A 12,693-nucleotide genomic window follows, 5' to 3' on the forward strand; every position below is an offset into this window, starting at 1 on the left:
ATGCGTTTACACCGTTAATTTACGGCGTTAATTTGCTTTTTAACTGGTTTTTCACGCGTTACGAAATAGCATACGAGTGAGCCGCCAGTTACCATTATTACTCCTTGCCAAAACGAGGCACTGAGGGTAATTGATAAATAAAGCGCCGAAATAATCGCCGAAAAAACCGGCGTAAAATACGAAAGCGTACCAAGCAACATTAAGTTACCGCCAATAATAGCTTGGTTCCAAAGAGCATACCCGCTGCCAACAACCACACCAGCTAACACAAGCGTTACGGTCGCGTGCAGTGTAAAGGTCATTTTTGGCTCGTCACTTAATCCATACAACACCCATAAGCTTAGTGCCGTAGCGATAAAAAACAGCACAATGGCATTTTGCCCATTGCTATTTTTTTGAGTAATTACACAGTAAACAGACCAAATAAAAGGTGCTACAAACGCCAACAAGTAAGCCGTTGGGTTACTGGCAAAATTACCCATAATACTGTTAAGAGATAACCCGCTATCGCCACCAACGCACCAAGCCACACCAAAAAAAGCGAGCAGCATACCGGGGTAAATCCAAATACTTACTTTACTACGGTTAACTATAATACTGAGCAAAATGGTAAGTGTGGGCCATAAATAATTTATAACTGCCATTTCTACCGCTTGGTGGCGATTATTAGCAAGCCCTACAAACAGCGCTAAACACACCTCGTAAAGTGCAAATAAAGCAGTGCCCCAAATAATATAACGCTTATTAAACCCAGCAAACTTGGGCCGTCCCATTACCAAAATTAAAAACAGCGCGCTTACACTGTACATAAGTGCCGCCCCACCTATGGGGCCAAATAACTCCGAAACATCCCTGAGCAGAGCCACTAAACAACTCCATAATAAAATAGCGGCAATGCCATAAAGCGTGTATTTATGATTAGAAAAAAAGTCCATTAACTACCTAAAAGTACTACTTATGTTTGACGTTACGCTAACAGTAATTAATGGGTTAAACAATTGTTGCTCATCATTTATTGTTATAAAGATGTTTTTGGCCTGCACTTAAGTGTTTGACCTTTTGGTCAATAAAGTTACAATCATTCAACACGTTAAAAACAGCATCGCCATAATGAGCACACAAACAAAGCCAAATAAAAAAGAACTCACCCGAGTAAAAAACCAAACATTAATACTCGATGCCGCCGAGCAGTTGTTTTCTCAGCTTGGTTACGATGGCACCAGTATGAGTATGGTTGCCAAAGAAGCAGGCGTTCCTAAGGCCAATATTTTATATTATTTTAAAAGCAAAGACGGCCTATACGAAAACGTAATAGACCGCATTATCGCGCACTGGAACTTAGGCTTAGATAACGTAACCCCTGAGGACGACCCTGCACATGTGTTGTATCACTATATTAAAAGCAAAGTCATACTTGCCGTAAACCAGCCGCTGCAATCACGTTTATTTGCCAGTGAAATACTGCGCGGCGCTCCTTATTTGCAAAACTACTTTAGAACCAACACACGCCCGTGGGTAAAACAAAAGGTAGACGTGTTTCAGGCCTGGATAGATGCAAACAAAATGGATAATGTTGACCCTTACCATTTATTATTTACCATTTGGTCAACTACACAGTACTACGCCGACTTTCAAGCTGAGGTTTTACTCGTAATGAACAAATTAGAATACGACGAAACCGATGTGGCACAAATAACGCAATCAACTGCCCACATAATTTTAAAAGGTATTGGTTTAAAAATACCTGAGCACAGTGAGGCTTAACCCATGGATAACTTTACCACCCCAGACTTATTTGACGATCACCGCAATAGCGTACAAGTTGCCGACAGCGGCCTGCGCCACTTTGGAAAAAAAACCACGTTTAGTGGCCAAGCAGTTACCGTTACCTGCCCAGACGATAACTCGTTTGCCGCCGACATACTGCATGAAAATGGCAAGGGTAAAGTACTGGTTATTGATGGCTTTGCTAGCAAACGCTTTGCTTTTATAGGCGATATTATGGCGGAGCGCGCGTTAAAAAACGGCTGGGAAGGCGTGATTATTAACGGCTGTTGCCGCGATATTGAAATACTTGCCACAATGGATTTGCCGGTTATGGCACTTGGCTCAACCCCGCGCAGTACATTAAAGCGTGGCTTTGGAGATAAAAACCAAACAGTGACCATGCTTAGTACCACAATTAACCCTAACGATTGGCTATACGCCGATGTAAATGGCTTAATTATTAGCCCTAACGCATTACTATAAACGCCACATTTGCAACCAAGTTGGTGCAAACACGCACCAACTTGGTGTGTTTTCACCTCTAAATTACACCTTCTTTAATACTTATATTTTTATAAATATCTGCTAAACCCCATACAAACCAAACAAAACCTGACCGAACGGACAGCTTTATTGCATTTGGCATTGCTTTTGCTTAGCTTTTAGGCAATATAATAGCTAACCGATTAAAAAGCGGATCAGGCTCTGTAAAATAAAAATAAGATGTTACGCAGTGGGCTGAAAAATAATAATAACTAATTCGTCTTTTTAATCACCCTAAATCTGATTATAACCAGTTGGTCAGATTTACTTTATAACGAGTGGTGATATGAGTACCAAAACAGATAATAATTTTACCGGTATTTTTTGTGACCATGGCCCTAACGCATGGCAAACACAAACCCACGGCACACTTGTAAATAAGCGCCTTGCGGTAAAAGATGTATTTGCTGTTAAAGGCGAGCGCAACAGCGCAGGTAACCCAAGCTGGTTTAAAGCAGCAAAACCTGCACAGCAAACAGCAAGTGCCGTAAACAAACTAATGAATGAAGGTTGTAGCTTTACAGGCTTTACCCATACCGATGAGCTGGCCTACAGCTTAGAGGGCAATAACATTCACTATGGTGCAGCACAAAACCCAAAACTTAAAGGCCATGCAAGTGGCGGCTCAAGCATGGGCTCGGCTGCAGCTGTGGCGGCTAACTTAGCCGATATTGGCTTAGGTACTGATACTGGTGGCTCTATTAGAATACCGGCAAGTTATTGTGGCTTATTTGGTATAAGGCCAAGCCATAACGTAATTGAAAAAGATGGCCTAATACCGCTAGCGCCCCCATTTGATACCATTGGCTGGCTTACGCAAAATGCAGAGCTGCTAAGCGATGTAGGCAATGTACTGTTACCAAATCAAGCTATTAATAACGTTGATACTTTAGTTATTTGCGAGCCATTATTTGAGCTGGTTGACCCTGTTTTACAAGCCCCACTTAAACAATTGCTTGAAAAAACCAAACCTTATTTTAAACACCATAAAGAATTTGAACTGCCTAACAGTAGCTTATTAAACGAACTGGCTGACAGCTTTAGAATACTGCAAGGGCGAGCAATCGCAAAAACGCATAAAGATTGGCTTCAATTGCCAGGGCAACTTCCCCAGTTTGCTCCGGCAATTGCGGCACGTTTTAACATGGCGCTTGCTCTAACCGCTCAAGAAGAGCAAGAAGCACTAAATGTACAAACCCAATGGCAAACACTAATCGCTAAAAACCTAAACAAAAACAGTTGTTTATTTTTGCCAACCACACCCACAACTGCACCTAAATTGGGCGCCGACACAAGCGCCTTACGCATGCAAATAATCACCTTATCGACCATTGCGGGCTTGAGCCGCTCGGCGCAAGTACACTTACCATTGGCTAATTTAGAAAATGGCCACCCGTATGGGTTTTCATTAATGATGAGCCACGGCAACGATAAAAGCCTACTTGCCTGCGTACAACAATTAGCTGCCCACTTTAAACAGGACACTCTTGCATGAGCACACACAACATTGCCTTTACTGCCCCGCATTTTGCAGCAACCGAGGCAGGCACCTTAATACTAAAACAAGGCGGTACAGCCACCGAAGCCATGGTAGCGGCAGCGGCTGCTATTAGCGTGGTATATCCGCATATGAACTCAATTGGCGGCGACAGTTTTTGGCTTATTGATAACCCAAACCAAAGTATACCCACTGCCATTGATGCCTGCGGGCGCGCACCAAACGATATAAGCGCCTATAGCAATGAGCCACACATACCAGAGCGCGGCGGTTTAAGCGCGCTTACTCAGGCTGCAACATTACGCGGCTGGCAAAAAGCCCTTTCGGTAGATGAGCACGCTGCTCTTTCGCTAAGTACTATTTTAGCCCCAGCCATAAAGCTCGCGCGCGATGGCTTTACAGTATCTAAAAGCTTGCAAGCAGGCTGCGAAAAGCTTGCTACCGCTTCAAACACTAACGCTGCCTTTAAAGAACTTTACATACCTAATGGTAAACCGTTGCAAGCGGGCCAACATTTTAAAAACCCAAAACTTGCCAGTACCTTTGAGCACTTAGCCGAGCATGGCTTAAACGCCTTTTACCAAGGCCCTTTAGCAGAGTCGTTTGCAAACGATTTAGCTGCCGCAGGCAGTGCAATTACACGCGCTGATATTGCCAATACGCAGGCCGATTTAGTAACGCCGCTCAGTGCTAATTTATCGGGCATACAGTGTTATAACTTACCCGCCCCCACGCAAGGCGTGCATTCTCTGCAAATAATTGGCGCTGTTAATAAACTAAAACATTTAGCCAAAACAGAGGCCGATTGGATGCACTTAATTGTTGAGGCAACCAAACAAAGCTTTACTCACCGCCCTACACTTTGGGCAGACCCAGACGCGCTAGGCGATGATTATAAAAACGCATTAACTGATGAGCGCTTAAATGCGCTTGCCAGCAATATAGATATGAGCCAAGCCAAGCAATGGCCATTTAATGCAGAGCCAGGCGATACCGTTTGGATGGCCGCACGGGATAAAAACGGCCAACTTGTGAGCTTTATTCAAAGTGTTTATTGGGAGTTTGGTAGCGGTATTTTGATGAGCGAAGGCGGCTTTGTGTGGAATAACCGCGGTTTAAGTTTTAGTTTAAATAGCAACGATGCCAATGCCTTAAAAGCGCATAAAAAACCGGCTCATACACTCAACCCTGCTTTAGCAAAATTTGACGATGGTAGGCGCCTTGCCTACGGCACCATGGGCGGCGAAGGCCAACCACAAACACAAGCTGCTGTATTTAGTGGTTACGCATGGCGTAATAAATCAATTACCCAAGCAGTAAGCGATCCGCGTTGGTTATTAGGGCGCACCTGGGGCGATACAAGCACAAATTTAAAGGTAGAGCAAAGCTTAGTAATTCAAGTTAAACATGAATTAAATCAACGTGACCACGACTGGGTAAGCGTTGATAATAACAATGAAATGATGGGTCATGCAGGTGCCATTTTAGATACGCCTACCAGCCTTGAAGCAGCCACCGATCCTCGTTCAGATGGTCGCGCAACAGTAACTACAGCAGGAACACAATGACAGAAATAATAAATCAATGGCCGATTATAGCGGCCTTAATAGCAACCGGTATTTTTGCAGGTATTTTAGCAGGCCTATTTGGTGTAGGCGGCGGCATAGTAATTGTGCCTGTGCTGTACTTTTTACTGCAAGGCTTTGGCGTAAGCCCTGAGTCGGCCATGATGATAGCCACAGCGACATCGCTTGCCACCATAGTGCCTACTTCTATTTCGTCGATTCGCTCGCACCATGCTAAGGGCAATATCGACCTTGCTTTAATTAAATACTGGGCCCCGTTTATTTTGGTAATGGCCGTTATATGTAGCTACTTAGCTCATTCTATACGCGGTAATGCGTTGGTACTTATGTTTGCCTGTATTGCCATTTTAGTAAGTTTAAACATGTTATTTAGAGCCGGCGCGCCTGCCCTTGTTAGTAAATTACCAGGTAAATTTGGCCAAGGCATTATGGCAAGTATTGTAGGTGGTTTATCGGTAATGATTGGCATAGGTGGCGGCACTATTGGCGTACCCATGCTAAACGCGTTTAACGTACGTGCTCATGTTGCCGTTGGCACCGCTGCTGTATTTGGCTTATTAATCGCGTTACCGGGCGTTATTACTTTATTAAGTATTGGTACTACACCCTCCGATGCGCCGCTTGGCACGTGGGGCCTTGTAAACCTACCTGCTTTTATACTTATTATTCCGCTTACTATTTTGTTTGCCCCTATTGGCGTAAAAATTGGTAGCAAGCTAGATCAAAAACAATTAAAACGCGCCTTTGCCGTTGTATTAATGATAACGGGCATTCGTATGCTTATTCAGACTCTGGGAGCCTAAAACATGTTTAGCGACACGCAAATTCAAACTTTAAATCCGCCACAGCGATTACTCATGGGCCCAGGCCCAATAAATGCAGATCCACGCGTGCTACGTGCTATGTCGGCGCAGCTAATTGGCCAATACGACCCAGTAATGACCGGTTTTATGAACGAAACCATGGCCCGCTATCGCGAAATTTTTAAAACCAAAAACGAATGGACCATGTTAGTTGATGGCACATCACGCGCAGGCATAGAAGCCGTTTTGTGCTCTATTTTACGCCCAGGCGATAAAGTACTGGTGCCCATTATGGGCCGCTTTGGCCATTTGCTTGCTGAAATAGCCGAGCGCGTAGGCGCAAAAGTACACACCATAGAAGTCCCGTGGGGCGAGGTATTTACCCCCGAACAAATAGAAAAAGCCATTGTTGATGTAAAACCCCATGTACTTGCTATGGTACAGGGCGATACCTCTACAACTATGAACCAACCGCTTGAACACATTGGCGATATTTGCCAAAAGCACGACGTATTATTTTACTGCGATGCCACCGCATCAATTGTAGGTAACGATTTACCCGCCGATGAGTGGAAACTCGATGCGCTTTCGGTTGGTTTGCAAAAATGTTTAGGTGGCCCGTCTGGCTCTGCCCCTTTAACACTGAGCGATAAATGCGCCGATTGGATCCAAAAACGCAAAAAAGTAGAAGCGGGTATTCGTACCGCGCAGCATACCGACGGCACCGAGCCATTTGTACGCTCAAACTACTTTGATTTAGGCATGATCATGAATTACTGGGGCGAAGAGCGCCTTAACCACCACACCGAAGCCACCAGCATGCTGTATTGCGCATCAGAATGTGCTCGCATTGTTATTGAAGAAGGCGTAGATAACTGCGTTGCCCGCCACAAGTTACACGGCGATGCCATGCTAACGGGTATTCAAGCGCTGGGCTTAAACGTATTTGGCGACTTAAACCATAAAATGAACAACGTAGTGGGTGTGTATATACCCGAGGGCATTAATGCTGACCACGTACGCGCTCAAATGCTAACCGACTTTGGTATTGAAATTGGCACCTCGTTTGGCCCGCTGCATGGCAAAATTTGGCGTATTGGCACCATGGGTTACAACGCCCGTAAAGATGCCGTATTACAAACATTGGCAAGCCTAGATGCCTGCTTACAGGCCAACGGCTATAAAGGCCCTAAAGGCGAAGCCGCTATTGCCGCCCTTGCCCATTATAAATAAAAAAAGGATTTAGCATGACGATTGCAAGCCCCCTCCATGAGCCATTATTAAACAGTGAGCTGGCTAATAAATTTGCAGCGCGCGCGTTATTGCGCTGTAAAACGCTCAGTGGCCTATCGCAAATGCAAGGTGGCATTCACCGTGTGTATTTATCTAAAGAGCACAAAGAGTGTAACCGTGTCACTGCTGAATGGATGGCTGAGGCGGGCATGCAATCGTGGCAAGACGAAGTCGGCAATTTATGGGGGCGCTTAGCATCATCCAACCCAAACGCTAAACGTTTAATTATTGGCTCACACCTAGACACCGTACCAAACGCCGGTGCATTTGATGGTATTTTAGGGGTATTACTGGGTATTGAAATAGCCGCCCTTGCACACACGCTTAAGCTTGATTTACCGTTTCATTTAGATGTAGTGGGCTTTTGTGATGAAGAAGGCACCCGCTTTGCCACCACATTAATTGGCTCAAAAGCACTGGCGAACGAGTTTGACCCCCAGTGGTTAAATATACAAGATACAAACGGCATTAGTATGCGCCAAGCCATGCTTGATTTTGGCCTAAACCCTGATGATTACGCTAAAGCCGCCCTTAACAAAAACGAATTACTCGGTTATTGGGAAACCCACATAGAGCAAGGCCCAGTGCTTGAATCGGTAAATCAGGCGCTAGGCGTAGTAACCGCTATTGCTGGCGCCAAACGCGCTATGATCACCCTATCAGGCCAAAGCGGCCATGCAGGCACTACGCCAATGAACTTACGCCAAGATTCGTTAGTTGGGTGCGCCGAGCTTACCCTTGCCATAGAGCAACTAGCAAAAAACGCGAGTAATGGTGAAGTCGCCACCGTAGGGCAAATTCATGCTCGCCCAGGCGCTACAAACGTTATTGCCGGAAAAACGACTATAAGCCTAGATGCACGCGCTCAAAATGATGCCGACCTAGCAGTATTACTTAATGCAATACATACCCGCGCCGATCAAATTGCAACATCGCGTAATTTAACGCTTGATTGGCAATGGACACATGCGGCCGACGCCGTAGCGTGCGACACTCAAATTCAGCAATTGTTTAGCAGTGCCTGTAAATTGAATAACCAAGCCTCGCCTTCACTTGCCTCTGGCGCTGGGCATGATGCCATGGCTATTGCCCCTATTTGCCCTGTGGGCATGCTATTTATACGCAGCCCTGGCGGGATAAGCCATCACCCCGCAGAAGCTGTTATTGATGAGGATGTAACAAAAGCCCTTAGCGTAATGTACAGCGCGCTCATGCTGTATGTAAAAGAGTTAGAAAAGTAACTAACGGTTGTGTATCCGCAGGGTAGGCTATGTGCAGTTATCTTAGCCCTGCGTGTTAAACGGGGCTGCGGTTATTAATTAAAGCCAGTATTTAAAATCGGTGTTTAAAACTTAATTAAGGCTTAAGCCAAGCTCATTTAAACTCGCTTCAAAGCGCTGCCATTTTCTATTTATTTTACGCTTAGCCGATGAGCTTACGTAATTACTAATAGGAAAAAACTCAGTATTACCAATATCATCAACAACAACACACCGCTCAATGGTGCCGTTATTATTAACACACGCTATATTGCGTGGTTTTATTTCTTTGGTGATCACTAAATTGTGTAATAAATAATCTTTTAAATTTAATAGTGGCTCGGCTAAGGCTTCACTATTTGGCTGATTTAAATAATATTCTAGCGTTTTAGCCGGCTGATTATTTGCATCAATCACTAAATCAAACACATACCCTGTGCCAATATTGGTGTGTACCGTACCATGGTATCGCGCTAACAACTGCCACTGAATATTTCGTTTACTAAGTCGCTTATAATAAGCCAGCTCTTGGTCTTGCTCTTGCGAAAACCCTTCATGGCTTACTTTTATACATAAATTATGTGCCTCAGGGTGCCTGTATCACGTTCTATGCGTCCCTTTACCTACAATTAAATCGTCGTTCAATGAGATCAAACCAATTTTCGTCCTAACGTAAATTTACAAATACCAATTCGCTTAATTAAGTAACCTATTTTGAGGATTGGTATAAAACGAGGTAAATAACACGCCTTAAAATTGCACGCTTTGTATTTACATCTATTAATGCAGCTTTTATTACTATGTCAGTAATAAAGTAGGTACATTCGCTAAATAAGCCGGCCATTTTAACTATTAATTAGGGTTTATCAAGGTAAATTAAGAAAGCAGTGGGTATACAAGCGACTAAAATAACCTTACGAAATAAGTATCACACTAGGCTGGGTTATAATTAAATAAACCAAAAGTGTATGCAGCCATACTTTTGTTAATTAGCGCGCTTCGACCTGATAATAAGCATTCATAATTAGCTTAATAAAAAACGAATACGTATACTTTGATATTTTGGAAATGGAGAACATAGGATGTTAAAAAACATTTTATTTTTAATAGGTTGCATACTAATAACTATTGCAGCATGGCTTGTTTTTCAAGCTTTTGGTCAACACACTTTTTCAATAATGCTAATAATTTCTGCTGTAGTAATTATCAAAATTGGCTGGACTAAACTTAAGCATCGAAAGTAATCTCTCGTCTATTTGGCCATTCAACATACTTACTAAGGTTTGAATGTTAATGGCTATATACCGCACAACTATATAGCCATTTTTTTTACTTAAGCCTATTAAACCTTAGCTTAGTTACTCAATCGTTACTTTTGCATCACTTACCCATGTTTCGGTTATCGCCTCTTCGTTTTTATCAACCAAATACGCGCGTATGCTTACGGGGTCGTTATTGCTCTGTTTGTAGTCAAACGCTAATCGCCATTGGTTGGTTCCCACTATTGGGTAAGCACCAATTGGCTCAAGTATTTCGCCGTTACTGGCTTCAACAATAGGCTTTATGCCACTTTCTCTATCTAGGCCTTTAAACACTGGCCCTTCAAAATCAATCACCATTTTGTTTACGCCCTCAGGTATAGGCTGGCCAGGAATTCCGCCCTGCCCTTGGCGAGTATTAACAACACTTGCTAGGTTTTTTGATTTTGGATCGAGTGGGCGCCACTCAATATCATAAGAAAAGGTAAACTCATCGCCTTTACGTACCTCTTTTTCAGGCACCCAATAGGCAACAATGTTATCAAACGTTTCATCTTTGGTTGGGATTTCGATTAGCTGCACAGCGCCTCTCCCCCAATCACCCGTAGGCTTGATCCACGCTGATGAACGCTTATTGTAAAACACGCCGTCGTCTTGGTAGTTATTAAAGTCACGGTCTCTTTGGATTAAGCCAAAGCCTTTAGGGTTTTCATCAATAAAGCTATTGGTCGACACCGACTGCGGATTATTTAACGGTCGCCAAATATACTGGCCCGACCCAGTATGAATCGCTAAGCCATCGCTGTCGTGAATTTCTGGGCGCCAGTCTTTCGCTACTGTTTTATCTTTTTCTGAGTACCAATACATGCTGGTTAGCGGCGCTATACCTAAGCGCTCTACATCGGCGCGCATATACAAATTAGCACTTACAGAGGTAACATGCCCTTTGGCCTCTTTGTTGTCTTTACTTAAACCAAACCGATAAGCACCTGTAACAGAGGGCCCCTCAAGCAATGCCCACACAGACATGCTTTCACCTTTATTTTCTGCAGGGCCTAACCAAAATGCCGAAAAGCGTGGAAATTCTTCTGGCTCACTCATACCGGTATTTATTGCAATACCGCGAGCCGACAACCCATATTGCCCCTGAGGGCCATCAGTTCTAAAATAAGACGCCCCCAAAAACGATATCCAATCTGGTTTTATATCAGGGCGCATAATTCTAAAGCCTGCAAACCCAAACCCTTCTGGCAGGTCGTGGGCAGGGCTATCGTCAGGCATATCAAAAAGTGCATTATTAAAAGGCAGTTCTTTAACGTTGTTTTTATCATCTCTGATGAAAATACTTACCGGCTCAGGAAAATATCGCCCAGGGTAAAATAATTGCACCGGTGCCTTTTTGCCATTTGGGTAGAGGGTTTCATCTTCTTTAAAGCGTATTTTCCAGTGTTCATCGTAGGTAATTTTATCAATAAGCTCCGGTGCTGGCACTTCGACAGGCGTATAAGGCTTTTTGGCAGAGGCTTTTGCCATTGCTTTTAAATCTTCAAAAGTAAACTTAGCACTTGCTTGTGCTTGCGCCGCGTGTAACGACACAGAGGAGGCAATAATAGCGGCAATAAATAACTTTAACTTCATAAAAAGTATCTCTAATAAAGGGAGTCTAAAAATAAGCGCCCAGTACGAACGCCTAACTTAAAATGCTTGTAAAGATATTACACACCGCAATATGAACTCGCGTTTACTAAAATAAGGTTATTTGGCGAAGCTTCTATGCTTAGCTGTGTTTGGGGGAGGTTGTGTTTGAATAGTTGTGTTTGAATAGTTGTGTTTGAATAGTTGTGTTTGAATAGTTGTGTTTGAATAGCTGTATTAAATAAATGCGGCTGATATAACTTTTACTTAGTTAAAGCCAGTTAGTGCTTTAAAATCGAACTGCTGAACAATGCGTCACTGCTACGCTTAGTATAAATACCTGACTAGTAAAAGCCTCATGAAATTAGCTAATTAGTATGGTGTTCAGCCACTTATTTACTAATGTCTTTTCGATATTTTGTTATACCGCTGGCTATTTCTTTCCACCAGTTGTTAGCCCCAAAATGCAAAAAACTTATACTTAGTTGGTTTAACTCTGCCTGCGTTTGCAACCTTGTTATAACCCCCATACCTGAGATGCCGAAAGAGCAATAGACAAAACCATAACTAGAAATGACAAGGAATTATAAAGTTTCCAGTGGCCCTTTTGTTTTTTTGAAACTTTATAAAAAGTGAAAATAAAGCTTACAATAGAACCAAGCACCAAAAATGCTAATTTTTGCATCATGGATGACCATGTAACACTTCCAGCACTTATATGATGATTGAAGAAAGCAGCAAACCACAGTAATAAAATTGCATTGAATAGAATATAGAGTTCTTTAAAACCAAACCTACTTTGAGAAGCGCCGCAGAATGGGCAAAAATAAGCTGTTGATTTACCAGCGCTCACCATCTTAGGTAAAATTTTGCTTTTACACTTTTTACAAGTAGTCATAGTTCACTCTAACTTCTTCGGGGTTATAGACATAATGACTCCCACACGGTGTTAGCCTCCGCTTTTCGTGGGTTAGCTTAATTCAAAGCCAGAGCCATAATTAGTTTGTCAATTAACTAAACAGCAGAGGCTAACATGAATAAACATAGCAT

10 protein-coding genes and 1 pseudogene are annotated in these 12,693 nt (G+C 43.1%); 7 read left to right on the forward strand and 4 right to left on the reverse strand.

All coding sequences use genetic code 11. From position 1 onward, the window contains the following. Positions 1-14 precede the first annotated feature (14 nt). Positions 15-935: an aromatic amino acid DMT transporter YddG gene (gene yddG, locus PSH50_RS20520; protein WP_126009279.1), complete on the reverse strand. Its 921-nt coding sequence runs from the start codon at positions 933-935 to the stop codon at positions 15-17. Between the two features lie 175 nt (positions 936-1,110). Here yddG and PSH50_RS20525 point away from each other — a divergent pair, with 175 nt between their 5' ends. From PSH50_RS20525 to PSH50_RS20555, 7 genes are all read left to right on the forward strand, one after another. Then, positions 1,111-1,764, forward strand: a complete 654-nt coding sequence (locus PSH50_RS20525; RefSeq protein ID WP_024032802.1) for a TetR/AcrR family transcriptional regulator — start codon at positions 1,111-1,113, stop codon at positions 1,762-1,764. Between the two features lie 3 nt (positions 1,765-1,767). Then, complete coding sequence (locus PSH50_RS20530) at positions 1,768-2,250, forward strand: putative 4-hydroxy-4-methyl-2-oxoglutarate aldolase (protein ID WP_054981718.1); 483 nt, start codon at positions 1,768-1,770, stop codon at positions 2,248-2,250. Between the two features lie 346 nt (positions 2,251-2,596). Beyond that, positions 2,597-3,805, forward strand: coding sequence for an amidase family protein (locus PSH50_RS20535; protein ID WP_273610035.1), 1,209 nt, complete (start codon positions 2,597-2,599; stop codon positions 3,803-3,805). After that, positions 3,802-5,376 (forward strand): gamma-glutamyltransferase family protein, encoded by a 1,575-nt coding sequence (locus tag PSH50_RS20540; RefSeq protein ID WP_273610036.1) that lies wholly within the window; start codon positions 3,802-3,804, stop codon positions 5,374-5,376. The genes PSH50_RS20535 and PSH50_RS20540 overlap by 4 nt, the downstream gene beginning before the upstream one ends. Next, positions 5,373-6,197 carry a sulfite exporter TauE/SafE family protein gene (locus tag PSH50_RS20545; protein ID WP_256845742.1) on the forward strand — a complete coding sequence of 275 codons (825 nt, stop codon included), beginning with the start codon at positions 5,373-5,375 and terminating at the stop codon, positions 6,195-6,197. The genes PSH50_RS20540 and PSH50_RS20545 overlap by 4 nt, the downstream gene beginning before the upstream one ends. 3 nt (positions 6,198-6,200) lie before the next feature. Beyond that, positions 6,201-7,430, forward strand: a complete 1,230-nt coding sequence (locus PSH50_RS20550) for an alanine--glyoxylate aminotransferase family protein (protein WP_273610037.1) — start codon at positions 6,201-6,203, stop codon at positions 7,428-7,430. A 14-nt stretch (positions 7,431-7,444) separates the two neighbouring features. Continuing rightward, positions 7,445-8,731 (forward strand): allantoate amidohydrolase, encoded by a 1,287-nt coding sequence (locus tag PSH50_RS20555; protein WP_273610038.1) that lies wholly within the window; start codon positions 7,445-7,447, stop codon positions 8,729-8,731. A gap of 111 nt (positions 8,732-8,842) precedes the next feature. On the opposite strand, the pseudogene PSH50_RS20560 reads toward PSH50_RS20555, so the two are convergent. The 3 genes and pseudogenes from PSH50_RS20560 to PSH50_RS20570 form a co-directional block, all read right to left on the reverse strand. Beyond that, positions 8,843-9,337 (reverse strand): annotated as a pseudogene (locus tag PSH50_RS20560) (YrbL family protein); the annotation flags it as partial. A 770-nt stretch (positions 9,338-10,107) separates the two neighbouring features. Further along, the gene (locus tag PSH50_RS20565) at positions 10,108-11,646 is read right to left on the reverse strand and encodes a glucan biosynthesis protein (RefSeq protein WP_273610039.1); all 1,539 of its coding nucleotides are present in this window, start codon (positions 11,644-11,646) and stop codon (positions 10,108-10,110) included. Positions 11,647-12,160: 514 nt separating this feature from the next. Beyond that, on the reverse strand, positions 12,161-12,541 hold the full coding sequence (locus PSH50_RS20570) for a hypothetical protein (protein ID WP_273610040.1): 381 nt from the start codon (positions 12,539-12,541) through the stop codon (positions 12,161-12,163). Positions 12,542-12,693: the final 152 nt, after the last annotated feature.

Source organism: Pseudoalteromonas sp. Angola-7 (genome assembly GCF_028599255.1).
Taxonomy (GTDB): domain Bacteria; phylum Pseudomonadota; class Gammaproteobacteria; order Enterobacterales; family Alteromonadaceae; genus Pseudoalteromonas; species Pseudoalteromonas atlantica.

What these genes read in the sequence shown, in the direction of transcription:
- yddG (WP_126009279.1), bottom strand. Translation starts at nt 935, where the DNA reads ATGGACTTTTTTTCTAATCATAAATACACGCTTTATGGCATTGCCGCT.
- PSH50_RS20525 (WP_024032802.1), top strand. Translation starts at nt 1,111, where the DNA reads ATGAGCACACAAACAAAGCCAAATAAAAAAGAACTCACCCGAGTAAAA.
- PSH50_RS20530 (WP_054981718.1), top strand. Translation starts at nt 1,768, where the DNA reads ATGGATAACTTTACCACCCCAGACTTATTTGACGATCACCGCAATAGC.
- PSH50_RS20535 (WP_273610035.1), top strand. Translation starts at nt 2,597, where the DNA reads ATGAGTACCAAAACAGATAATAATTTTACCGGTATTTTTTGTGACCAT.
- PSH50_RS20540 (WP_273610036.1), top strand. Translation starts at nt 3,802, where the DNA reads ATGAGCACACACAACATTGCCTTTACTGCCCCGCATTTTGCAGCAACC.
- PSH50_RS20545 (WP_256845742.1), top strand. Translation starts at nt 5,373, where the DNA reads ATGACAGAAATAATAAATCAATGGCCGATTATAGCGGCCTTAATAGCA.
- PSH50_RS20550 (WP_273610037.1), top strand. Translation starts at nt 6,201, where the DNA reads ATGTTTAGCGACACGCAAATTCAAACTTTAAATCCGCCACAGCGATTA.
- PSH50_RS20555 (WP_273610038.1), top strand. Translation starts at nt 7,445, where the DNA reads ATGACGATTGCAAGCCCCCTCCATGAGCCATTATTAAACAGTGAGCTG.
- PSH50_RS20565 (WP_273610039.1), bottom strand. Translation starts at nt 11,646, where the DNA reads ATGAAGTTAAAGTTATTTATTGCCGCTATTATTGCCTCCTCTGTGTCG.
- PSH50_RS20570 (WP_273610040.1), bottom strand. Translation starts at nt 12,541, where the DNA reads ATGACTACTTGTAAAAAGTGTAAAAGCAAAATTTTACCTAAGATGGTG.